Source organism: Megasphaera hexanoica, from assembly GCF_043520715.1.
Lineage (GTDB): Bacteria > Bacillota > Negativicutes > Veillonellales > Megasphaeraceae > Megasphaera > Megasphaera hexanoica.
In genome coordinates this window covers 472,422-496,813 of record NZ_CP171361.1, presented here as the reverse complement: position 1 = coordinate 496,813, position 24,392 = coordinate 472,422, and the positions used below count along the sequence as shown (strand labels likewise).

Sequence of the window (24,392 nt, the reverse complement as noted above, 5' to 3'; positions counted from 1 at the left end):
TCTCCTATCGTCATGACGGATTAAAACAGGTTGCCATTTTCATCAAACGGCATAGGAGCCAGTTCCCCGGCTACTTCCATATCCGGGTTAGCTTCAACTTCCGGAAGCAGTGCTTCTGATACGTAAATATCCTGCACTTCCATCGTATTCTTGATGCGGACGATTTTCGGAGCTGTCTTATCAGCTTTCGTAGCCGTTTTCAGTGCAACCTGGATAGCCAGTTTATCATTTTCCGTCCAGAACGGAATCTTGACCATTTCCAAAATCGTCGAGGTAACGGCATTCGGATATGCTGCAGCATTGACAATCTTGTCAACGCAACGCTGTGTCGTTACATCTGCCAAGCCCAGGCCATTGGCGTTGCCATGAGTTTCTTCCGTGAGATCCAGGACAATTTTGCGGTCGGCATTGAATTCACACTTGGACGGGAATTCACCGTTCGGGCCAAAGGGGACGCCCGTTTCACGGGGCAGCATATTGGAAACGTTGGGGTCATGGCCGTCGCCACTGATGTTTTTGCCAATTTCATCGATGATGAGAAGGTCGGCATGTTTGATCATGATATGTCCCATGAGAGCTTTTGCTTTTTTCAGGTATTCCGGTTCCTGTTCGATGATTTCATCCGGCGTGAGGGCGACAATGGTATGCGTCTGATCTGCCGCATTTTCCAAAAGGCCGACGCCACAAATAATCGGAGCGTTTTTCAGAATGACTTTGCCATAGCGCTGGATGTTTTCTGCCATATGGACAAAGCCTTGTTCATGGACACCTTCGGCGCCATGCTGTTTGCCCATGCCGATAACAGCCATCTTCATCAGGCCGCTTTCATAAGGGCCAACGAACTGCGTATGGGCTTTGATACGGCCCAGCATGATGATACCATCCGATTCAGCTGCATATTTATCAATGAAAACAGGACGGCCATCATCGGTCGTGCCAATCTGTTTCGTTTCCATAGTCGCACGAATCGGGCATCCTACATAGTCTTCCACGACGCCATAGCCATTGACGATCTGAGTCTGTCCTTCCGGTGTAGCACCGCCATGACTGCCCATAGCCGGGAATACGAACGGTTTAGCACCTTTTTCCTTAACATACGATGCAATGGTCTTGATAATAAGAGCCGTATTGGATACGCCGCGGCTGCCGCAGGTAATGGCAATCGTCATGCCCGGTTTTATTTTGGATGCGATGATGTCACGATCGAGCTGAGCCCGGACAACACCGGGAATATCTTCCGGTTTAATGTACGATAAATCAAATTTCTGATGTACTTTCACCATTTTAGGAATAAATACGTCTTTACATAATTCTCCTACAACACCTGTACCTTGTTTCATACTACTACTCCTCTCTTTACAGCAACAGAACGAATTTGTACCAGTTCCTGCCTCATGCAATTGCACATTAATTCGCATATACACATGTGTATACATTTACGAATTCACATACTATTATTGTACTAGAATGGCAGTGTCTGTCAAATAACGGGATTGCACCTTATGTTCGCTCGCTATGAGAAAATCACATATATAAAACAGCCATCAACCCTTATGAATACCGGAATCCGACGGCAATTTTATCAAAGAATGACACATCTGTTATAACGCATCTAATATACGTACATATTAGCATATTCTAGTATCCTAGTCTATAGAAAAATCATAACTAATATGATTTTTCTGGTATCATTCATCGATTTTACGTTATTGTTTTCACATTTGTTCATTTGAACGGACTCATCTGATTCTGTCTCAAAACTGAGACACCGATTTTACAATTATTCATACAAAATAGTTGCAAATAAAATGAAAAAAAGTTATAGTGAAGAAAGGGACATGTACTATTTCATTTAGAAAGCACAGCTTTCTGCTGACACCTGATGGTGGGAAAGGATGAAGAAAATGTACAGAAGTAAAGAAATTTTAGGAAGGCCGGAATGGTCTTTTAATCGCAGTGTATTTAAATCCATCGGCTATTCCGATGACGATCTGAAGCGCCCGCTGATTGGCATTGCCAACTCCTGGAATGAACTCGTGCCGGGACACTACAACCTGCGCCAGATGGCCGAAGCCGTCAAAAAGGGAATATACCGGGCAGGCGGTACAGCCTGTGAATTTGGCGTCATCGCCGGCTGTGACGGCACGGCCCAGGGCCACGCTGGCATGCATTATATTCTGCCTTCCCGCGACCTGATTGCCAATGACATCGAAACGATGGTAGAAATCCATCATCTGGATGCCGTCGTGCTGCTCGGCTCCTGTGACAAAATCGTGCCGGGTATGCTCCTTGCGGCAGCCCGCCTCGATATTCCAGTCATATTTATGGGTGGCGGTCCCATGCTGGGAGGCAAGGTATTCGACAACCGCAAATCCGATCTGACTTCTATGTCGGAAGGACTGGGAATGCTGCGTGCCGGAAAAATAGACGAACCTACATTTAACAGTCTGGAAGACGTCTGCGGTCCGACCTGCGGGTCCTGTTCATTCTATGGCTCAGCCAATACGATGAACTGTGTCGCCGAAGCCATGGGGATCTCACTTCCCGGTGCCGCTCTGATTCCGGCCGTCTATGCTGATCGTACGCGCTGTGCCGAACAAACCGGTGAAGCAATCGTACGCCTTACCCAACAGGGCATCACCAGTCATGACATCCTGACGATGGACGCCATTGAAAATGGCATCCGCGTCCTTATGGCAACGGGAGGCTCTACGAATGGCGTACTCCACCTGACCGCCATGGCTCATGAATTAGGCATTGATCATGAAACGATGCTGGCCGTCTTTGATAAACTCAGCGCCACGACACCACTCATTGCCAAAGTCAACCCGGCATCATCTTATGACATGGAAGATTTCTATAAGGCCGGCGGCATCCCCAAAGTCATGACAGAAATCCTGCCGCTGCTTCACAAAGACTGCATGACCGTTACAGGCACGACCGTTTCCGAAAATCTGCAGAACTATATCTACAAATACGAATTTAACCCCCAGGTCATCAAAACCATGGCTGAACCGTTCGAATCCCGCAAGGGCCTGGCTATCCTCCGGGGAAATCTGGCTCCGGAAACGGGCGTCACCAAGCCGGCTGCTATTGACCCGTCAATCCTGACGTTTACGGGAACGGCCAAATGTTATGATTCGGAAGAAGAAGCTGAAAAAGCCATCTTGGGCGGCGATATCGTAGCCGGTGACGTCGTCGTCATCCGTTATGAAGGGCCAAAAGGCGGTCCTGGTATGCGGGAAATGTTCAAGGCCATGAAGTATCTGTACGGCCGGGGACTGGCAAAATCGACAGCCCTCGTTACGGATGGACGTTTCTCCGGTACCAACAACGGCTGTTTTGTCGGTCACGTTTCTCCTGAAGCCGCAGATGGCGGCCCCATTGCCCTCGTCAAAGACGGCGATAAAATCACCATTGATATCCCTAACAATACCCTGACGCTTCATGTATCAGATGAAGAACTGGCACAGCGCAAAAAGAATTGGGTCCGCCCCAAACCGAAATTTACACATGGATGGCTCGGCCTCTATTCCCGCATTGCAAAATCAGCCGCCACTGGCGCTATCCTCGATTTAAACGAATAACAGCAAAAAAGAGCATCCCCGCTGCGGGATGCTCTTTTTTGCTGTTTATGAAAGAAATTATTTACCTTCTGTCTTCTTCGGCAGGCTCAATGTCAAGAAGAAGCCGCAGGCAAGCATAGCTGCCAGGAAATAAATGCCCGCATAAATGGACATGAACTGCGTGGTCAGCCAGCCAACGATGAACGGACCGACGAAACCGCCGAGGTTGCCGAGAGCGTTGATGATGCCCAGGCTGTCGCCAGCAACTTTAGCCGGAAAAAGCATGGTCGGGATAGTCCAGAAAATCCCCGATGCGCACTGCAGGAACAGGCCGCAGCCGCAGAGGAAGGCAAAGGAAACCCAGGTGTAATCTTTCAGGAAAGCCGATGCCAGGAAGCAAAGAGCAAATCCCAGGAGGGGCAGGGCAACATATTTTTTACGGTTACCGCTGCGGTCAGACAAATGCCCAAAGATATACAAACCGGCCATGCAGGCGAAATACGGAATGGTGGAGAGGAAACCAATGCTGGTCATGCCGCTATTAGTAAGGCTTTTGAGGATAGTCGGCAGCCACATAGCAAAACCATAGATACCTACCTGATAGAAGAAATAGATGAGGATCAGTTTCCACATATTGACACTGCTGAGAATAGTGGAAAGAGACGTAGGCGCATCATCTTCCGAGCTGAGTTCTTTCTGTTCAGCAGCCAGCGTCGTTTCCAGGTATTCTCGTTCTTCTTTGGAAATCCATTTGGCTTCCGACGGACGGTTGCTGATAAGAGGCCACCACACGAAAATGAGCAGGAAAGAAACGGCACCTTCGGCGATGAAAACGGAACGCCAGCCAAAGGTCGTAACCAGCCAGCCGGAGATAGGACCGGTAATGATAGAAGCAATAGCTACATTCATGATGAAGTAGGAATTGGCCCGGCCACGTTCAGACGAGGGGAACCAGTGACTGATGATGACCAGGATAGCCGGCCATACACCGCCTTCAGCAACGCCGACGAGAAAACGCAGGACCAAAAGCTGGGTAGCTGTCTGCACAAACCCGAGGCTGGTACAAATAAGACTCCAGGCAAGAATGGAAACAGCTATGAACTTTTTGGCATTGCCCGTTTCAGCAATATGTCCGCCCGGTACCTGGAGAACCATATAGCCGATAAAGAAAATACCTGCTGCCAGGCCGGATAAGGTTGCCGTCATCTGCAACGCATCGCTCATGCCGCCGGCCATAGCAAAACCGATATTAGTGCGATCCATAAATCCGAAAATATAGACGAGGATCGCCGGTGGAATAATACGCCCCCAGCGTTTAGCCGGGATAGCTTCTGTTGATGCCATACTTAACACATCCTTCTAATAAAATAACCACAAGGTATAATGGCCATATCATAGAAAATAAAATTATAAATACGTCCTTTATATTCATTTCAAGAATAAAAAATATGTATTTTCTATAGCCATCATTCATAGAAGTGGTGTACCTATTATAGCACCATTATTTTGTTTAGCAAGTAGCAGACCGGGTATTTTCAGTATTCTTGTATCCCAATTTTTTATTGTTACCATTCTATTTTTACATAAAAAATGCAGGAATTATATTGTTAACATTAACAATATAATTCCTGCATACTTATCATAAGGAATTACTGCATGGTCCAGCCACCATCGAGAACGATGGGCTGTCCCGTCATATAATCAGAGGCCGGCGATGCCAGGAAAACAGCAGCACCTGCAATATCCCCTACTTCACCGAAGCGGCGCATGGGAATCTTTCCTGTAATATGTTTATAGATTTTTTCTTCACTCAATGCGTCTTTGTTGATATCTGTAATGACATACCCCGGGCAGATAGCGTTGACCTGAATATTGTATTTGGCCCATTCCAGCGCCAGAGCCTTTGTCATCTGCAGGACGCCGCCTTTGGCGACGCAATATGGCAGAACCTGTTTTTCTGCAACAAGGCCAAGCATGGAAGCGATATTAATGATTTTTCCGCTCTTCTGGGCAATCATATATTTTCCGGCAGCCTGTGCCATGAAGAATACGGCTTTCATATCCATATCAATCACACGGTCCCAGTCAGCTTCCGTCAAATCTTCTGCCTTTTTCGTAATTGCGCTGCCGGCATTATTCACGAGAATATCAATATGTCCAAACGCATCCATCGTCTTCTGCATCAGATTGGCGACATCGCTGGCAATGGTAACATCGCATTTGACGCCCAGTCCCTTGACGCCGTATTGTTCCATTTCTTTTGCTACGGCATCGCATTCATCCTGATGACGGCTGACTACGACGACATTGGCACCACTCTGGGCCAGACCTTCCACAATACCTTTGCCAATCCCCTTCGTACCGCCTGTAACAATAGCGGTTTTCCCTGTAAGTTGCAATTTTTCAAACATGTGTCTGTCTCCTCTCTTAATCGCACCAGGCAGCGCCGTTTACATCCAGGATTTCTCCAGAAATATATTTCGCCTTATCACTGGCAAGGAAAATAATCGCTTCGCTGATATCATCGGGTTCACCAAATTTGCGGCCCAGAGGGATAGTCTTAACGAGTTTTGCACACATTTTGGGATCCCATACGGCAGTCATTTTCGTCTGGATAGGTCCAGGTGCAACGGCATTGACGCGGATGCCATAACGGGCCGCAAAGGTAGCCGCCGAAATCGTCACATTGACGATAGCTGCCTTGCTGGCCGAGTAATCGACACCGACAGCACCAGAGCCAGTCTTGGCCGCAATGGATGTAACATTGACAATATTTCCCTTTGTTCCCGTGCGCATCATGGATTCGATGGCCTTCTGGTTAGTATATAACGTTCCGAAGGCATTGATTTTCATGACCCGGTCCCAGCTTTCCGGCGTAACACCGAGGAAATTCATACCACTGGTACAAATACCGGCAATATTGGCAAAAATATCAATACGGCCAAATTTCTTTTCCGTATCTGCTATGAGGGCATCTACATCGGCCGGCTTGCTTACATCACATGCCATAACGCTGGCTGAAAAGCCGTCTTTTTTTAATTCGGCAGCACATTCTTCACATTCAGACAGGACATTGCTGGAAATGACGCAGTGAGCTCCTTCTTCACAAAAACGACGGGCTGTCATGGCGCCGATACCGCGGCCGCCACCGGTTACTACTACAACTTTGTCTTTGAAATCATTCATACTGATCCATACCTTCCTTTTCCATAGAAATATCTATCATTAAATGAAGCTTAAATCCTGTTGTAATCCTGCTGTCTGCTCGGCAATTTCACTTTTATGGCGCTTCAGGATGCGGAGTATTTCCTGCTGTTTTTCTGGCGTAGAACGGTAAATCGGCAGGCTGACACTGATGGCCATCGTCTGGTCTGCCACCTGGATGGGAATGGAAATACATTCAATATCCTTATTTACTTCCCCATTTTCCAGCGCATATCCCTGTTTACGGATCGTATGCAACTGACTCAGAAGTTCATCGACCGTGCGCACGGTCTGTTCCGTATACTGTTGCAGTACAGGCGGGCAGATACGGCGTACTTCTTCGTCTGTATAGCAACTGAGAAGGCTTTTTCCCAGACTCGTGGCATAGGCAGCCAGCGTCGCCCCTACAGATGAACTGACCCGGATAGCCTGCTGAGGTTCCATTTTAGCAATGTACAGGACATTCATCCCTTCCAAAACACCGAGCTGACAAATTTCATTACAAGCCGTAACGATTTCTTCCATATGTGCTTTGACAATATCGAGGCAGCTCAGTGTGCGGGTGTATGCATATCCCAGACGGAAACAGCTTTTGCCTAGTGTAAAAAGCGAATGCTGGCATTGCAGATATCCTTTTGCTACGAGAGTCATGACAATGGGGTGCAAGGTACCTTTAGAAATTCCCGTCTGCCGGGATAATTCTGTAAAGGATATCCCATTTTCATGACTATACGCCGTTTCCAGAATATCCAGAACGCGGACAGTCGGATTATGTAACTTTTCCTCTTCCATATCTCCCCTCCTTTTGTTCGAATACGCAACATTAGTTCGTATATTCTAACTTCAGGTATAGAATATCATAGCCACAGCGTAAAGTCAATGAAATCACCTTAACCTGCAAATTACGCATGCAGAACCTGACTACCATGCAATATAGGAATTAAAAAAGCTGCTGCACCAAACAGTGCAGCAGCTCTGAAGTGAAGGACGGTTTAGTCTTCGTCGTATGTGAAAATTTTTCCTGGATTCAAAATCAGATTCGGGTCCAGTGCCTTCTTGATGGCCTTCATCATATCGAGAGAAACCGGATCGGTAAATTTCTTCATTTCATTGATTTTCCGCAGACCGATGCCATGTTCACCAGAGAGGCATCCGCCCAGGCTGTAAACCAGTGTATACAATTCGTTGTGATATTTAGGAATGACTTCATTCCACTGTTCCATAGGCATGTCCATTTTCAGGGCATTGACATGGATATTGCCATCACCGATATGGGCAGATGTAGTCGTAGCAATGCCATATTTCTTTTCAATAGCCGGAATCTGGGCCATGAGATCGGCAATTTTATCGACAGGAACGACGATATCTTCGGCAAGCCAGATCTGGCTGTCATTGCGGGCCGCTTCCCCGATATTATACCGTGCGCCCCAGATACGGTCGTCCGCAACCAATGTTTCAACGGAACCGTTCTTTTCGCAGATTTCATCAGCCGTAGCCACACGGTTGTCCAGGTCGTCCTGATCATAGGAATCAATAGTAATAATGATATAGTTCCCATTATCTTTAGAATGAGGAAGGGTCATATTCATGAATCGTTCTTCACTCTGAATCCCTTTATTGTCCAGGAATTCAATAGCTGTCGGCTGAACACCAGCCATAAGGAGCTGGTTCGGTACAGCCAGGGCTTTTGTTTCATCCGTAAAGATGGCAACCATATCAAAGTGATACGGAGCGATAGGACGGAGTTTCAGGCATAATTTAGTAATGATTCCCAACGTGCCTTCACTGCCGCAGATGAGTTTTTCCAGAGCATACCCGGTCGTATTTTTCTGCAGTCGCTTGCCTACCTGGGTAATTTCACCTGTCGGCGTTACGATTTCAGCCCAGTACACCTGATCGCGGGTCGTCCCGTATTTTACGACGCGGCTGCCGCCGGCATTAGTAGCCACGTTGCCACCGATTTCACTGGACGCTTTTGAGCTGGGATCTCCGGCGTAATACAAGCCAGCTTCTTTAGCGGCAGACTGTACGGCCGTCGTAACGGCGCCTGCTTCTACGATCATATACAGTGCTTCTTTATTGACTTCAATGATTTTATTCATTTTTTCCAGGCAGAGAACAATTCCATTATAAACAGGAATTGCCTGGCAGGCAAGGCTGCTGCCACCGCCACGTGGTGTTACAGGAACCATGTATTCGTTGGCCAGCTTCATAATAGCCGCTACCTGTTCCGTCGTTTCCGGGAAAACTACCACTTCCGGCGTGTGGAAATAGGCCGGATTGGTTTCTTCGTCCGTCTTATAAACATCCAGTTTTTCCGGATCTGTCGTCATGTTGTGTTTTCCAAGTAAATCAAGCAGTTTCTGAATCAGTTCAGGTGTTACTTTGTTGTATTTAGGCATAAGTCAGCCCTCCCCGTTTAAAATAGAACGATTAGCAAATCATCCTTTCCTACAAAACGATACATGTCACAGTATATTATACCCCTTGTGATATATATCATTGGATACTAACATGTTAGTTTATTATGATTTATTTGTCAATATAGTATGAAAATAAAGTATTGAATTTTTCATAACAATGAAAAATCCGTAAAACCTTATTCTGCTATATACTAGGAAAACCCCGTCACTCTGACAGGGTTTTTCTAGTATATATGGAATTTTCAGTTAAAAGCTTCTTATAAAGCACCCAAGATTAATTTTTTTCAATCTTGCTGTAGTCAACTTTCTTACCATAGATATTGTTCATGACATGGCACAGGACAAGGCCTACGAATACGCATACACCAAGGAGCAGCAGGCCATAATGGAAATCGCCTGTCGCATCTTTAACCATACCAACAGCCGTCGGTCCGAAGAAACCGCCGAGGTTGCCGATAGAGTTGATAACGGCGATACCCGTTGCAGCAGCCGTACCAGTAAGGAACTGGGCCGGAATCGTCCAGAACAGCGGAATAGCTGCGAACATACCAGCAGCACCTACGCAGACACAAATCATGGTAGGAATAGTCCCTGTGACAAACATGCTTGCGCACAGAGCAACAGTAGCCATGCCGAGAGCTACAGTCAGATGCCATTTACGTTCCTGACGAACCTGGGAACTATGACCAAAGATAATAACGGAAATGAATGCACATACGAACGGAAGTGCACCGATAAAGCCAATTTCCATGGAAGACATATTGGACCAGGATTTAAGCATCTGAGGAATCCACATGTTAATGCCGTATACACCTTCACAGATAGCAAGGAAGTAAGCAATCCCGAGGACCAGAACAGCCGGGTGCGTAAGAGCTTTCATAATAGAGTAGTCGGCGTTAGCACCTTTAATGGCCGCAGCTTCTTCAGCCATACGGTTTGTGAGCCAATTGCGTTCTTCTTCCGTAAGCCATGTGGCATCAGCCGGTTTATCTGTCAGATAGTAGAGAGTTACAAAGCCGAAGAATATAGTCGGAATCCCTTCGACGAGGAACAACCAGCGCCAGCCGGACCAGCCCATGACGCCATCGAGAGAACTGATAAGGAACCCGGAAACGAGAGAACCGACGACGAGAGCAACAGGCTGAGCCAGATTGAAACGGGAGAGCGCTGCTGCACGATATTTGTTAGGGAACCATTCGCCGATGAAATACGTAACGCCAGGATAGAAGCCAGCTTCAGATGCACCGAGTAAGAAACGCATGACGAGGAAGCTCGTCGTACCGTTAATCATGCACATAAGAGCCGCTACGGCACCCCAGGTAACCATGATACGGGCAATCCAGCGGCGGGCGCCGAACTTGGCCAGACACAGATTGGACGGAACTTCGAAAATAAAATAACCAATAAAGAACAGGCCAGCACCAAAACCAAACGTAGAAGCCGTCAGACCTAATTCCGGAGACATCTGGATACCAGCAAAGCCTAAGTTTGTACGGTCAATATAGCAAAGCAGGAACATAAAGAGCAAGTACGGCAAGAGCCGGCTTGAGCACTTTCTCATACACGATTTTTCAATAGCTAATTCGTTAGACAAAACAGCCACCTCCACTAAGATTCATACCTTCTATAGTGAGCCCGTTTCATACGGGTTCGATAGTCACCTGCATCACAAATACTGCATCCTGCGTTCTCTATTTCACAACCTATAATAAAATAATAAAGAACATCGTAACCAGATCCGGATTCACCCCGCTTTCCTTATAGTACTGAAAACGCCGGATTGTTTTGTGCTGCATCGTGTTATCTACAATACTTTTCAATAGATTTCTGTTATTGATAACACTAGTATCCCATTTTTAAAGATAAAGAAAAACTTTACGTACATAATTTCATAACTGCATATATGCCATAATTCATATATAAGAAGCATGACGCATATACGAATCAATCACACATATATTATACGGTTTTCCTTATCCAGCGTCAAGAGTCAAAATTTATATTTTTTCAATCTTTATAAATAAGCAATGAACTCTATTCACCTATGCTTTTTTCATATTATTTATTATACAATCATGATTGCAGGCTGTAATAAAGAAAAAATCCCAGATTCTGTCTATAAAACAGAATCTGGGATTACTATTTTATATTATACTTTTTATTGGTATATTTTTGCACTATACGCAAACATACTCTGCCTGTTACATTGCCGGTAATTTACAACGGATGGCCGCAATAACTTTCTGCACCAATTCTCCTTCATCTACATCCCAATGCTCCACTGACAATCCGCTGACAACGACAGGATTCCTATATTCTTTCTCTTTCAGACAGCCTGCCGGGCAGGCGTTCAAAAGGAGGGTAACATCCCAATGCGGCAGCGTACGGCTGATAATGCGGAATTCTAAGTCCGGGGCCGCCGCTATCAGCCTTTTAAGCAGTGTTGGCGTTTCGATGAAAGGATTGCAATTACCACAGAACTTAACACCGACAATCATACGCGCCTCAGTCTTCTACTTTAACGCCGGCAATCTTGAGAGCTGCTTTCTTTTTCGCTTCCAGATTTGCCAGTTTGGAGTACATAACTTCCTGGGCCTGCGGGCTGCCCGCGCCATGCATGCTTTCTACCAATGCCGTGCCACCTGTCATCACTTCGATCAGACGTGCTACCCGCATGCGGTCTGCCGTCGATACGCCGTCGACGCCTTTGAAGTATTTTTCTACGTATTTACCTATTTCCGGGCTTTCCAGGTCTGCCTGGCTCGGAAGTGTGGCAATGAACCCGCCGGCAATATCCTGGGCCAGCCGGTCGATTTCATAGATATACCGCGTGACGTTGTGCTTGCTTACGTTTGCCAGCAGCATGTTGACGAAATACTGGCCGCTCGGCAGCTGTACCCCTTCGGCTGAGCATGCGATGGAGCACGCATACAGCGTTTCTGTCAGGTGGATCATTTCGTTAATCTTCGATTTGATGTGGCTGGCTTTGGCATAGCCGTTCATATCGGCCATAGCTGCCGCTGCACCGATGACGATATCCGATACGCCGCCCTTACAGCCGCCGTAGTTCTGGCGGTGGTAGCTGGCAAACCGCGTTACCAGCATGCCGGCAAAATCCGTTTCCCCGCACATGAATACCCGTTCCCACGGTACGAAGACGTCATTCAGGACCGTCAGGCATTCGCCGCCGACGATACCGTACTTGGCATTGCCCTGATCGATATCTCCTTCCAGTTTACGGCCATCATTGCTCTGGCGGCCGAAGATGTGCAGTACCCCCGGTGCATCGACTGGCAGCGCACAGCAGACAGCGTAATCTTTGTCTTCCGGTTTCAGGCTCATGGTCGGCATAATCAGCATTTCATGGCTATTGACCATCCCCGTCATATGGGCCTTGGCGCCGCGGATGACGATACCCTTGTCATTCTTTTCCACGACGTGGACGAACAAATCAGGGTCACTCTGCTGGCTCGGCCGTTTGCTGCGGTCGCCTTTCGGATCGGTCATGGCACCGGATACCATGAAGTCCGTATCCTGGATGTATTCGAGGAACTTCTTGAACCGTTCATGATAATGGGTTCCATATTTCTGGTCCATTTCAAAGGTCGTGCCATAGGTGGCATTCATGGCATCAAAGCCGACGCAGCGCTGATAGCAGGTCCCCGTTTTGAGGGAGAGCATGCGCAGCATTTTGACTTTTTTGACCAGATCTTCCACACTCTGGTGAATATGGGTGAAGCGGTTGATTTTTTTGCCCGTCAGGTGGGATGTCGCCGTCATCAGGTTTTCATATGCCGGGTCAAAGGCCAGGTCATACGTTACGGAAGCGGAATTAACATGGCCACGGATGAAGGGATGGTCCGGCAATTCTTTAGCCGGAATCTGTTTGCCCTGAAGATATACGACGATATTACGTTTCCGCAAGCTTTCTTTATATTCCTTACCTGTCATCATAGGTGAATCGACTCCTTTAATGTGCTAAATTTCACAAAGGCAGGGACAAAGAAAAGCACACGCCAGTGCCTTTCTTTGCCTTACCGTTTCTATAATCAGCCTTTGGCAAATCCGTCAGCTGCTTCTTTAAAGCGTTCATAGAGCTGCCCAATATCAGAAGAGAAGGAAACGTACTGAACGCCACGGTTTTTCCATTCTACAGCCGTTGCCACATCATCGCAGAAGAAACCGACAGCTACGCCGACTTCTTTAGCCTGACGCATGATTTCTTCCATCTGGGCAATGACTTTCGGATGATTGACCTGTCCCGGGATTCCCAGGGAAGCAGATAAATCATAGGGTCCGACAAACAATACATCAAAGCCTTTGACTTTCAGGATATCTGGCAGAGCCTGTACACCGTCCTGACCTTCAACCTGGAGAATGACAGCCGTTTCGTCATTTGCCTTGCCAAAGAAATCAGCTTTATCAATAGAGCCATATTTGCCAGCACGAACATACCGGTTGCATCCACGGCTTCCTTCTGGCGCAAATTTAGCGGCGCTGACAGCGATTTCAGCAGCTTCTTTGGATCCAATATTCGGAATCTGTACACCATCGGCACCGAGGTCCAGGGCCTTATCAATGAGTTCCGGGTTTCCTTCATAAACGCGGACAATGGATGGAATGCCAGCAAGTTTGCAGGCGCGGATCATATCCAGCGTTCCTTCTACCGGAATTTCACCGTGTTCATTATCGATGATGCAGAAATCAAAGCCAGCCATACCGGCTACTTCTACGACAGCGGGGTAATTCATGTTGATAAAAGGCCCAAAGAGCTTTTCACCATTCTTTAAACGTTCTTTGAATTTGCTCATGCGACAAAACTCCTCTTGGAATATAAAATATTATAACATAGCGTACAGGCGTAACGTCTGTACCGCTGCGCCTGTATGCCATAATGATTAAACGTAGTTGCAGACACGGGCAATGGCCATTTCTGTATAGCCCAGAGATTCTGCTTTAGACTGCTTGCCGTTGACGACTTCCATAGTCATAGCCAGGAGTTCATCGCCCTGTTCACCCATGGTCTTTTTGCCGTAGATAACCGGGCTGGCATCGTAGTCGATATTGTCTTCCATATTCTGGAATGTCAGTTTATTGCCCGTGATTTTGATGACCGGTACGATTGGATTGCCTGTCGGCGTGCCGCGGCCCGTAGAAAATACGACTACCTGGCAGCCGCCTGCTACCATGCCGGCTACAGAAGACGGGTCGTTCCCCGGAGTATCCATGATGACCAGGCCTGTTGTATCGACCTGTTTGCCATAGTCATATACAGCCTGAATCGTGCGATGGCCGCCCTTATGGATGCATCCCAGCGATTTTTCTTCCAGCGTCGTCAGACCACCGGCTTTATTGCCCGGGCTCGGATTGCCTTCGCGGACTTCTTCGCCGACGAGCTGCAGGGCATGTTCATAACGGTGTACGATACCGAGGATCTGTTCTTTTACTTTTTCATCTTTACCACGGCGGGCGAGGATGTGTTCTGCACCGATGAATTCCGTCGTTTCGCTCAGGATAGACGTAGCACCGAGGTCAACGAGACGGTCGCTCAGTTCACCGATGGTCGGGTTGGCAGCCAGGCCAGATGTCGGGTCGGAACCACCGCATTCGGTACCGACGATGAGTTTGCTCATGTCGCATTCTTCACGGCGCAGCATGCTGGCTTCCTGTACCATTTCCTTGGCATAGCGGACCGCTTTGTCAATAGCTTTCAGCGTGCCGCCTTCTTCCTGGATAATGACCTGTTTGAGCGGCTTGTTCGTCCGTTCCTGGATAGCTTTGACTACCAGGTCCATCTGACAGTTTTCGCAGCCCAGAGAAACGACGACCGTACCATATACGTTTGGATTAGCAGCATAACCGGCTTCTACATCCATGGTAAGCTGCTGGTCAGGCGGTACCTGGGAACAGCCGTTCTGATTGTTGAAGGTAACGGCGCCATTGACCTGGGAGGCAATGATACGGGTCGTATCAGAAGCACAGACACTGGCCGGCAGAATTAATACATGATTACGGACACCTACGCGTCCATCCGGACGTTTATAACCCCAAAATTTCATTATGATTTCCTCCTCTTAGCCCAAATTTTCACGAACGGATTTAACATTGTGTTCGTGTACGTGTTCGCCTTGTTTGATATCACGGGCAGCATGACCAATATGTTCACCATATTTAACGACTGGTGCATCGGCCGGAATATCTTTGATGGCGATTTTGTGATAAATCTGGACATCTTCTACGGCAGTAAAGGAAACGGTCTTCTTGTTTTTGTCAACGTAAGAAACCGTATCGCCTTTCTTTACCGGTTCGATGACGACAGCAACGTTGTCTTTTTCATCGATAATCATTGCATTAATCATGAAAATGAAACCTCCCTCTTGTAGTTCAAAATATACCATACACCCAGGATAACCACTCCTTAGCTGACAGGTTATGGCAAGTTCCTGTTTGTATATAAGACCTATTGTGTATATACGTCCTGTATACTCTCATTATAGAATTGCAATTGTAAAATGTCAATTCTAAGTTGGCATTGCAATGTGCTAAAAAAGAATAGCTTTTACCTTATCACTGCCTTCTATTTATACCTTTACCATGCCGCAACAGCACCATCTGCCCGGGGTTCTGTCGCACCGGAAAGAACTCCCTGTTCATTGCGCCAGATAATCTGCCCCCGTCCATAGGGAATAGGATCAGCATTTACTATTACCTCATGGCCTTTACGGCGCAGCCCTTCAACAACCGCCGCCGGAACGGCCGCTTCCACTTCGATGCGTTTACCGCCTACCCACTGCCAGCGTGGCGCATCAAGTGCCGCCTGAGGATTAAGATGGAAATCTATCGTATTCATCAGTACCTGGAACTGTCCCTGGGGCTGCATGAACGCTCCCATGACACCAAACGGTCCTACAGCCTGCCCGTCCCGTGACAGAAAACCGGGAATGATTGTGTGGTAGGATTTTTTTCGCGGACCGGCACAATTGTCGCTCCGTGGGTCCATGCTGAAATTATTGCCCCTGTCACTGAGGGCCACTCCATATCCCGGAATGACGATGCCCGAACCAAACCCCGTATAATTACTTTGGATATACGATACCATGTTGCCTTCTCCATCAGCCGAACAGAGATAGACCGTCCCGCCATTATTGGGACTGACTGGCCTGGGCATCAGTGCCATATCCCCGATTTCTGCCCGCCTCCGGACTGCATAGGATTCAGAAAGCCAGTCTTCTACAGACGTGTTCATAAAACGGGGATCGGCTATGTATTCACGCCCGTCGGCAAAAGCCAGTTTCATCGATTCAATCTGGCGGTGGAACGTTTCAACCGTATCCCGCTCTGCAAAGGAAAAACCACTGGCAATATTCAGAGCCATGAGTACGACCAGTCCATGGCCATTGGGCGGAATTTCCCAGACATCATAGCCTCTGTAATTCGTATGGATTGGCTGGACCCACTGAGGCCGGTAATCCATCAAATCCTCTTTGCGAAGATATCCGCCCGTCTTTTTCGACCAATCATCGATGGCTGTAGCGATTTCCCCTTCATAAAGATCCCGGCACCGGCTCCTGGCCAGGAGGCGCAGGGACCGTGCCTGCTGAGGCAGGCGCAGGATATCTCCCGCACCGGCAATGACATCACCAGCATAAAAGGTATCGAACAAGCCCTTAAAAGCCGGTTCATGACGGTACGGAGCAAAGCTTTCATAACCTTCTTTCAGCATGACCGCCAGATTGGGCATGACAGAATAGCCATCCTCTGCATAAGAAATAGCCGGTTTAAATAGTTCTTCAAAGGGAAGTCTTCCAAAACGGCTGTGTATTTCCGCCCATGCTGCCGGCGCCCCCGGTACCATAACGGGAGTCCAGCCGCGAAGGGGAATTTCCGACAGTCCTTTTTCATGCAGCGTTTCCCAGGTCAGTGTACGTGGCGACCAACCACTGCCATTGAGACCGTATAACTTTCCCTTCATCCATATCAGTGCAAAGGCATCACTGCCCAGGCCATTACTGGTTGGTTCCAGTACAGTCAGTGCTATCGCCGTAGCCAGTGCCGCATCGACGGCATTGCCTCCCAACTTCAGCATATCCAGCCCGGCCTGCGCCGCCAAGGTCTGCGATGTACAGACCATTCCGCGGCGGGCATAGACGACTTCTCTCCGCGAGGGATAGGGATATATCTGTCCGTCCCATGTCATTGCCATATTAACACGCCCTTTCCTTGTATATACGATTATCATATCACATTCCTTCACACGGGTCAGTAAAACCAGCCTGCTTTTTGTATAGAACAGATAAAATACACTCTAAAAAAAGCAGTCCCTGCTCTTCCCGAAAATCTGTTTTGTGTCTATAATAATGTATATGTAACTTTCTGCGACAGCTCTGTCTGTCCTGCCGTAAAAGGAGGAATCACCGTGAGTCGGTGCTTGTTAATTGTCAATCCGACAGCCGGCCGTGAACGGGCCAAGTATTTTAAAGAACCATTAAAAAACCAGCTGGATACGATGTATGACGATGTAGAAATGCGCATCACGACCGGTCCGGGAGATGCGACTGACTGGGCCCGTGAAGCCTCCCTTACCGGATTTGATGCCGTTTTCTGCATGGGTGGCGACGGTACATTGAACGAAACCGTCAACGGGCTGGCCCTTGCCGGACGGAGCAGTATAACGTTTGGCTTCATCCCGCTGGGCACGGTCAACGACCTGGGGCGGGCTCTTTCTATGCCCCTGCATCCGGAAGCAGCCATTGCCGGTCTTAAAAACGCCCATATCCAGCGCGTAGATATCGCCCGGGCCAATGACCGCTATTTCGTCAACACCATTGCTGCCGGTTTTATGCCTGAAGCCGTCAGTCACGTATCGATTGAGCAAAAAACACGGCTTGGCCCTCTTGCCTATTTTCTGACGGGCCTGAAAGCCCTGCAAAATCATGAAACATACCTGTTTAAGATAGAAAACGATAACGGCGTTTATATCCATCGCTCTCCACTCATCGTCATCATGCTGACTAATTCCGTCGGAAGCTTCCGAAATCTCGCACCGGCTGCTCAGGTCGATGATGGTAAACTCTGGGTCGGCGTCTTCAAGGATTGCAGCTATCTCGATATGATTAAAGCCATACCGGAATTTCTTGCCGGCTCGCCCCTGAGTTCAGAATACATGAATCTGTCTACGACGACTCATCTGAAAATCACGCTGATCGATGGCACCCTCACGACAAACATGGATGGTGACAAAGGCCCTGATTTCCCGTTGGATCTGGAAATTTTACCTTCTTTCCTAAATGTCTGTGTCCCATCTGCGCCTCCTTCCAGTCTGCCACTGGTCCATCTGCTTCCTCACAAAGGTTAAACAAAAAAGAGGATGTAACAAAATGGCTGTAAAGCACATTTTGCTGCATCCTCTTTTTGATATCCGATTAGTCTGCTGTGTACGGAAGCAGAGCGATAGCTCTGGCCCGTTTGATAGCAACCGTCAGTTTACGCTGGTGTTTAGCGCAAACGCCGGAGATACGGCGCGGCAGGATTTTGCCACGTTCGGTCGTAAAACGGCGGAGCTTTGCAACGTCTTTGTAATCAATCTGTTCAGCATGATCGACACAGAAGCTGCATACTTTTCTTCTCGGTTTTCTCGAGCGATCTCTTCTCATTATATATCCTCCCTTTAAAACATAATTAAGGGATGTGTTTGACTATTAGAATGGGATTTCTTCATCCGATGTGCTGGAGCCCATGCTGTCAAAGCCGGTCCCCGGAGCAGCCGGTTTAGGCTGCGGCGCGCTCGGCTGCGCAGCACCGGTATATGAAGAGGACGCCGTACCATTCTGGCGTTCCGTTCCCATCGTCTGTGCCACAAAATTAGCTACGACTTCCGTCCTGTACCGTTTCTGGCCGTCCTGCGTTTCGTACGAACGCGTGTTAAAACGGCCTTCCACAAAGACACGACTGCCTTTAGCCAGGTTGTTACCACAGGTTTCTGCCAAATTACCCCAAGCAACACAAGGAACAAAATCAGTGAATTCCCGTGGTTCCGTAGCTCCGTATGGAATATACGTGGTCGTGCAGGCTACGGTAAACATAGCAACAGCCTTGCCAGTCTTCGTAAAACGGATTTCGGGGTCACGAGCCAAATTGCCTAACAACTGTACTGAATTCATACCTTTGCGCCTCCGGTTATTCGTCAATCTTGACGATCAAGTGCTTCAGGATGTCGTCCTGGATCTTCATAACACGGTCGATTTCTTTGATAACTTCAGGATCAGCTTCAAAGTTAATCAGTACGTAGTTACCGTCAGCCTGTTTTTTGACAGGATATGCCAGGTGGCGTTTGCCCCAACGATCAACCTTTTCGACATTGCCGCCATTTTTCTTGATCAGATTGGAAACAAATTCAGCAATCGGATCTACTTCTGCGTCTTCCAGCGGCTTTGCGATAAACATGACTTCGTACTTATTCACGAAATCACCTCCTCTTCTGGACTATGGCCCTTCATTTCAAAAGGGCAAGGGTAGCTTGAAGTAATCAAGCTTTATTATTGTATCACAGATTTTCCGCCATAGCAAGTAAAAAGGATGTCCCACAAAAGAAGATCTTTTCACGGGACATCCTTTTTCTTCAATTATTCAAAATATGCAACACCGGCTGCAAAGAGAGGCTGCAGCTTATTGCCAGAAATATTTTCAAAAATATCGGGACCGCTGAACCGTTCAGTATGAGCCATCTTACCGAGCACGCGGCCATCGGGACTGGTAATCCCTTCGACAGCCATAATGGACTGGTTAGGATTATATTCGCTGTCATTGGATGCATTGCCACTAAGATCTACATACTGTGTCGCAATCTGTCCTTTCTCAGCCAGTTCCCTGATCTGCCGGGGTGTCGCTACAAAACGGCCTTCCCCGTGGGAAATAGCGATAGTATGGACATCGCCGGCTTTCATGTTGCTGAACCAGGGACTCATGACAGAAACGACCTTCGTATTGACCATCCGCGACAGATGGCGGCCAATTGTATTGTATGTCAGCGTCGGGCTGTCCGAACGCAGAGGCTGGATCCGGCCATAAGGCAGGAGCCCCAGTTTAATCAGCGCCTGGAATCCGTTGCAGACACCCAATGCCAGGCCATCCCGTTTATAGAGCAAATCGTTCAGTGATTCTTTCAACGCCGGACTGCGGAATAAAGTAGCAATAAACTTGCCAGAACCTTCTGGTTCATCGCCAGCACTGAAGCCACCGGGAAACATGATAATCTGCGCATGGGCAATGCGTCTTGCCATTTCGTCGATCGATTCCGCCAGATCCTGTGGCGTTTCGTTACGCAGTACCATGATTTCTGCCGTCGCGCCAGCCCGTTCAAAGGCAGCGGCAGAATCGTATTCACAGTTCGTTCCAGGGCAGACCGGGATGAACACATGCGGTTTGCCAAAAGATTCACTGCGTTTGGGACCATAGGTCGTGAAGAGAGGCAGTGTAGGATCATCAGAAGAACTTTCACTCTTAATCGGGAATACTTTGCTGAGCGGTTCTTCCCATGCCTTCTGCAAATCTGTCAGGGCTATGGCGGTACCTGCTGCCGTAATGTCGGCAGCTTCTTTCGTTACGCCAACGCGGCACACGTGATCTTCTTTTTCCCAAATGCGCGCAGTAGCTTCATCAGTTTCAACAAGAATAGCTCCATACCGGAGATTGAAGAGTTCCTGTACGGGGAACTGGTCATCAACGGTAAAGCCAATGCGATTGCCAAACGCCATTTGTACCAGCGCCGCAGCAGCCCCGCCCTGGCCTACGGCATGCATAGCCCGGACCTTGCCATCGAGAACAGCCTGATGGAGGAAATCACAATGACGGCGGAACACATCAAAATCAGGCATATCTTCGGCATCCCTTGGCAGATCAAAGAGCAGAACCATATCGTCAGCCTGTTTGAATTCCGGAGAAATAATATGATTGGTCTTTTCCGGTACGATAGCAAAGGATACGAGCGTAGGAGGAACCGTCAGATTTTCAAAGGTGCCACTCATGCTGTCTTTGCCGCCGATGGCAGCAATCTGCAGCTCTTTCTGTGCCACATATGCCCCGAGGAGCGCGCTGACCGGCTGGCCCCAGGCTTTTTCATTGGTGCCGAGGCTCTGGAAAAATTCCTGCATCGTCAGATAAGCCTGACGACGGTCACCGCCGAGAGCAACCAATTTCGCTACCGATTGGAGTACGGCATACAATGCGCCGTGGAACGGACTCCATACGGCCAGGTCCGGATCATAGCCGTGCGTGAAAATGCTGGCAGTCGTCGTTTTACTTCCCGGGACAGGAATCTTGGCGACCATGCCTTCTACGGGCGTCTTCTGATACTTTCCGCCAAAGGGCATGAGTACCGTCCGCGATCCGATAGTGCTGTCAAAGCGTTCTGCCAGTCCCTGTTCTGACGCGACATTCAGCGTTGCCATCGTCTTGAGGAATGCATCTTTGACATCACTTACAGGAGCTGCCGTAAAGAAATCTTTTTCTTCCGGAGCAGTGACAATGGCATTCCGCTTCTGCGTTACGCCATTAGTATCGAGGAATGCCCGGGTGATATTGACGACATTCTGGTCGCGCCAGTGCATGACCAGTCGTTTCGTATCGGTAGCGACGGCAACAATCGTCGCTTCCAGATTTTCTTCCGCCGCGTATTTCATGAATTCTTCTACATGTTCCGGAGCCACTACGACGGCCATCCGTTCCTGCGATTCAGAAATAGCCAGTTCCGTTCCATCCAGACCTTCATACTTCTTCGGGACTTTATCGAGATTAATATCCAGGCCATCGGTCAGTTCGCCAATGGCGACGGATACACCGCCGGCGCCAAAATCATTGCACCGTTTGATGAGGACTGTCACTTCATGGCGGCGGAACAGGCGCTGGATTTTCCGTTCCGTCAGGGCGTTCCCTTTCTGGACTTCGGCGCCACACGTTTCCAAGGATTCTACTGTATGCTTTTTGGAAGAACCAGTTGCGCCGCCCATGCCATCACGGCCGGTCTTGCCGCCCAGCAGGATGATTATGTCTCCGGGAACCGGTTCTTCCCGGATAACGTTGGCCCGCGGAGCCGCCCCCAGAACAGCACCGATTTCCATGCGTTTTGCAATAAATCCCTGGTGATAATATTCTTTTACTTCCCCTGTCGCCAGGCCAATCTGGTTGCCATAGGAGCTATATCCTTTAGCAGCGCCTGTCGTCAGCGTACGCTGCGGAAGTTTCCCTGGCAGTGTATCTTTAATGGATTGCCGTGGATCACCTGCACCGGTAACACGCATAGCTTGATATACATAAGACCGGCCGCTCAGAGGATCGCGGATACAGCCGCCCAGGCAGGTAGCAGCACCGCCGAACGGTTCGATTTCCGTCGGGTGGTTATGTGTTTCATTTTTAAAGAGGAGAAGCCATTCTTCTTCTTTGCCATCCACATCGACAGGAATGATGATGGTGCAGGCATTGATTTCTTCAGAGGCATCCAGATTCTGTAATTTGCCAGCCGCTTTTAATTCCTTTACGGCAATGGTTGCCATATCCATCAGCGTCTGTGGTTTATTGCGTTTTAATGCATCACACGTTGTTTTATATGCTTCGTAGGCTCTCTGGATAGGAGCTGTATATGTGCCGTCTTCAAAGGAAATGTCGGTCAATTCCGTCATAAACGTCGTATGGCGGCAATGGTCAGACCAATACGTATCGATAACCCGGATTTCTGTAATCGTCGGGTTACGTTTTTCTTCATCGCGGAAATAAGTCTGCACAAATTTCAGATCATCAAAGCTCATAGCCAGACCCATATGGGCAGATAATTCCCGGAGTGCTGCATCATCCATCGTATCGAAGCCATCGATAGTCGGAACGTCAGCCGGTTTTTCCCATGCCATGGAAAGGTCCGTTACCTGATCCAGCAACGCTTCCCTGGCTTCTACCGGATTGATACAATAATGCTTAATAGCGGCAATATCATCAGCGGAAAGGGTGCCCGATAAAACAATGACCTGTGCCGTGCGGACAGCACTGTCACTGTTCATAGTGAGCATCTGCAGGCATTGCATCGCCGAATCGGCACGCTGGTCATACTGCCCCGGCAGATATTCGATTGCCAGTACCGTATCGTCTTTACCGGCCGGCAATTCATCGTATACGGCATCGACAGGCGGTTCCGAAAAAATCATATTCTTGGCCGCTTCAAAGGCTGCATCATCCAAACCACCTACGTCATAACGATTGAAAATCTTGACATCGGTCAGACCCGAAATAAGCAAGTTTTTCTTCAAATCATTGAGCATCCTCTGTGCATCCTGGGCAAAAGGACCTTTTTTGGTAACATATAAACGTCGAATGGATTGCATTCAATGAACCTCCTTAAAAGACATATAAGCATTAGTGACACAACTTTAGTATACCCGTTTTGCTTTCATAAGTAAACGGAAAATTGCAGTAAAACAGCGTCAAATCCGTGATTCTGACGGGCCTGACCCTCTGAAATCAGGCGTTGACTTCCCTCACAAATCGTATTAGACTGGTTATAATAACTATTAGGAGGCCCCCTCATGGAAGAATTGAAAAAACGCATCTTGCAGGATGGTACGATTATCGACAACCGTATTTTAAAGGTGGATAATTTTCTCAATCAGCAGATTGACCCATCACTGGTAATGAAAATGGGACAGGAATTTGCCCGCCGGTTCGCCGACTGCCCGATTGACCGGATCGTGACTATCGAATCATCCGGTATCGCAATTGCACTGGCGACAGCCGTCGCAATGGGAAATATTCCCGTCGTCTTTGCCCGCAAGAAAAAATCTCTTCTCATGCAGGATGCTGTATACACAGCGTCTATCTATTCGTATACAAAAGAAGAAACCTATACAGCCAGCCTCAGCAAATCATACCTGCATGCCGGCGAACGCGTACTGATTATCGATGACTTTCTGGCTAGTGGCGCCGCAGCAGTCGGCCTGACCGAATTAGTCAGACAGGCCGGCGCTATCCCTGCAGGCATCGGCATTGTCATTGAAAAATCATTCCAGCCCGGACGCGGCCGGCTGGAAGCACTCGGCTATCGTGTAGAATCATTAGCCCGCATTGCTGCTTTTCGTGATAATAAGCCCGTATTCAAGGAGTAGTACTTTATTTCCTTTGTCGCCCCTTATATAATACATATTAGATGTATACATAAAAT

At 48.2% G+C, this 24,392-nt stretch carries 20 protein-coding genes; 3 read left to right on the top strand and 17 right to left on the bottom strand.

Going from position 1 to position 24,392, the window contains the following annotated elements; translation table 11 throughout:
- Nucleotides 1–20: 20 nt before the first annotated feature.
- Entirely contained in the window at nucleotides 21–1,340 is a 1,320-nt protein-coding gene (locus ACGTIC_RS02300) for a lactate racemase domain-containing protein (RefSeq protein WP_059076369.1), read from the bottom strand.
- A gap of 564 nt (nucleotides 1,341–1,904) precedes the next feature.
- Here ACGTIC_RS02300 and ilvD point away from each other — a divergent pair.
- On the top strand, nucleotides 1,905–3,587 hold the full coding sequence (ilvD, locus tag ACGTIC_RS02295; protein WP_257536616.1) for a dihydroxy-acid dehydratase: 1,683 nt from the start codon (nucleotides 1,905–1,907) through the stop codon (nucleotides 3,585–3,587).
- A gap of 57 nt (nucleotides 3,588–3,644) precedes the next feature.
- On the opposite strand, the gene ACGTIC_RS02290 is transcribed toward ilvD, so the two are convergent.
- The 12 genes from ACGTIC_RS02290 to ACGTIC_RS02235 form a co-directional block, all read right to left on the bottom strand.
- Complete coding sequence (locus tag ACGTIC_RS02290) at nucleotides 3,645–4,910, bottom strand: MFS transporter (RefSeq protein WP_113855267.1); 1,266 nt, start codon at nucleotides 4,908–4,910, stop codon at nucleotides 3,645–3,647.
- A 305-nt stretch (nucleotides 4,911–5,215) separates the two neighbouring features.
- Nucleotides 5,216–5,977, bottom strand: coding sequence for an SDR family NAD(P)-dependent oxidoreductase (locus ACGTIC_RS02285; RefSeq protein ID WP_075581779.1), 762 nt, complete (start codon nucleotides 5,975–5,977; stop codon nucleotides 5,216–5,218).
- A gap of 16 nt (nucleotides 5,978–5,993) precedes the next feature.
- A complete protein-coding gene (locus ACGTIC_RS02280) occupies nucleotides 5,994–6,752 on the bottom strand; it encodes an SDR family NAD(P)-dependent oxidoreductase (RefSeq protein WP_059076365.1) in 759 nt (252 codons plus the stop codon).
- Between the two features lie 39 nt (nucleotides 6,753–6,791).
- A complete protein-coding gene (locus ACGTIC_RS02275) occupies nucleotides 6,792–7,562 on the bottom strand; it encodes an IclR family transcriptional regulator (RefSeq protein WP_059076364.1) in 771 nt (256 codons plus the stop codon).
- Between the two features lie 200 nt (nucleotides 7,563–7,762).
- Nucleotides 7,763–9,172, bottom strand: a complete 1,410-nt coding sequence (locus ACGTIC_RS02270) for an FAD-binding oxidoreductase (protein WP_059076363.1) — start codon at nucleotides 9,170–9,172, stop codon at nucleotides 7,763–7,765.
- Nucleotides 9,173–9,467: 295 nt separating this feature from the next.
- Nucleotides 9,468–10,787, bottom strand: coding sequence for an MFS transporter (locus tag ACGTIC_RS02265; RefSeq protein ID WP_113855266.1), 1,320 nt, complete (start codon nucleotides 10,785–10,787; stop codon nucleotides 9,468–9,470).
- Between the two features lie 607 nt (nucleotides 10,788–11,394).
- A complete protein-coding gene (locus ACGTIC_RS02260) occupies nucleotides 11,395–11,691 on the bottom strand; it encodes a hypothetical protein (protein WP_059076354.1) in 297 nt (98 codons plus the stop codon).
- Between the two features lie 7 nt (nucleotides 11,692–11,698).
- Entirely contained in the window at nucleotides 11,699–13,147 is a 1,449-nt protein-coding gene (locus tag ACGTIC_RS02255) for a 4-hydroxyphenylacetate 3-hydroxylase family protein (protein WP_059076353.1), read from the bottom strand.
- 95 nt (nucleotides 13,148–13,242) lie between these two features.
- Complete coding sequence (locus ACGTIC_RS02250) at nucleotides 13,243–14,004, bottom strand: HpcH/HpaI aldolase/citrate lyase family protein (RefSeq protein ID WP_059076352.1); 762 nt, start codon at nucleotides 14,002–14,004, stop codon at nucleotides 13,243–13,245.
- A gap of 87 nt (nucleotides 14,005–14,091) precedes the next feature.
- Nucleotides 14,092–15,252 (bottom strand): UxaA family hydrolase, encoded by a 1,161-nt coding sequence (locus tag ACGTIC_RS02245; RefSeq protein ID WP_059076351.1) that lies wholly within the window; start codon nucleotides 15,250–15,252, stop codon nucleotides 14,092–14,094.
- A gap of 15 nt (nucleotides 15,253–15,267) precedes the next feature.
- Nucleotides 15,268–15,552 (bottom strand): UxaA family hydrolase, encoded by a 285-nt coding sequence (locus ACGTIC_RS02240; protein ID WP_059076350.1) that lies wholly within the window; start codon nucleotides 15,550–15,552, stop codon nucleotides 15,268–15,270.
- A 230-nt stretch (nucleotides 15,553–15,782) separates the two neighbouring features.
- Complete coding sequence (locus ACGTIC_RS02235; protein WP_234995356.1) at nucleotides 15,783–17,396, bottom strand: gamma-glutamyltransferase family protein; 1,614 nt, start codon at nucleotides 17,394–17,396, stop codon at nucleotides 15,783–15,785.
- Between the two features lie 213 nt (nucleotides 17,397–17,609).
- Between ACGTIC_RS02235 and ACGTIC_RS02230 the strand changes: the two genes are divergently transcribed.
- Nucleotides 17,610–18,548, top strand: a complete 939-nt coding sequence (locus tag ACGTIC_RS02230; RefSeq protein WP_059076349.1) for a diacylglycerol kinase family protein — start codon at nucleotides 17,610–17,612, stop codon at nucleotides 18,546–18,548.
- Between the two features lie 67 nt (nucleotides 18,549–18,615).
- Here ACGTIC_RS02230 and rpsR read toward each other — a convergent pair whose 3' ends face one another.
- The 4 genes from rpsR to ACGTIC_RS02210 form a co-directional block, all read right to left on the bottom strand.
- Nucleotides 18,616–18,846 (bottom strand): 30S ribosomal protein S18, encoded by a 231-nt coding sequence (gene rpsR / locus ACGTIC_RS02225; RefSeq protein WP_059076348.1) that lies wholly within the window; start codon nucleotides 18,844–18,846, stop codon nucleotides 18,616–18,618.
- A 45-nt stretch (nucleotides 18,847–18,891) separates the two neighbouring features.
- Nucleotides 18,892–19,353, bottom strand: coding sequence for a single-stranded DNA-binding protein (locus ACGTIC_RS02220; RefSeq protein WP_059076347.1), 462 nt, complete (start codon nucleotides 19,351–19,353; stop codon nucleotides 18,892–18,894).
- Nucleotides 19,354–19,369: 16 nt separating this feature from the next.
- The gene (gene rpsF / locus ACGTIC_RS02215; protein WP_059076346.1) at nucleotides 19,370–19,654 is read right to left on the bottom strand and encodes a 30S ribosomal protein S6; all 285 of its coding nucleotides are present in this window, start codon (nucleotides 19,652–19,654) and stop codon (nucleotides 19,370–19,372) included.
- A 161-nt stretch (nucleotides 19,655–19,815) separates the two neighbouring features.
- Nucleotides 19,816–23,559, bottom strand: a complete 3,744-nt coding sequence (locus ACGTIC_RS02210) for a phosphoribosylformylglycinamidine synthase (protein ID WP_113855265.1) — start codon at nucleotides 23,557–23,559, stop codon at nucleotides 19,816–19,818.
- A 201-nt stretch (nucleotides 23,560–23,760) separates the two neighbouring features.
- On the opposite strand from ACGTIC_RS02210, the gene ACGTIC_RS02205 reads away from it, so the two are divergent.
- Complete coding sequence (locus ACGTIC_RS02205) at nucleotides 23,761–24,336, top strand: xanthine phosphoribosyltransferase (protein ID WP_059076344.1); 576 nt, start codon at nucleotides 23,761–23,763, stop codon at nucleotides 24,334–24,336.
- The last annotated feature ends 56 nt before the right edge of the window (nucleotides 24,337–24,392 follow it).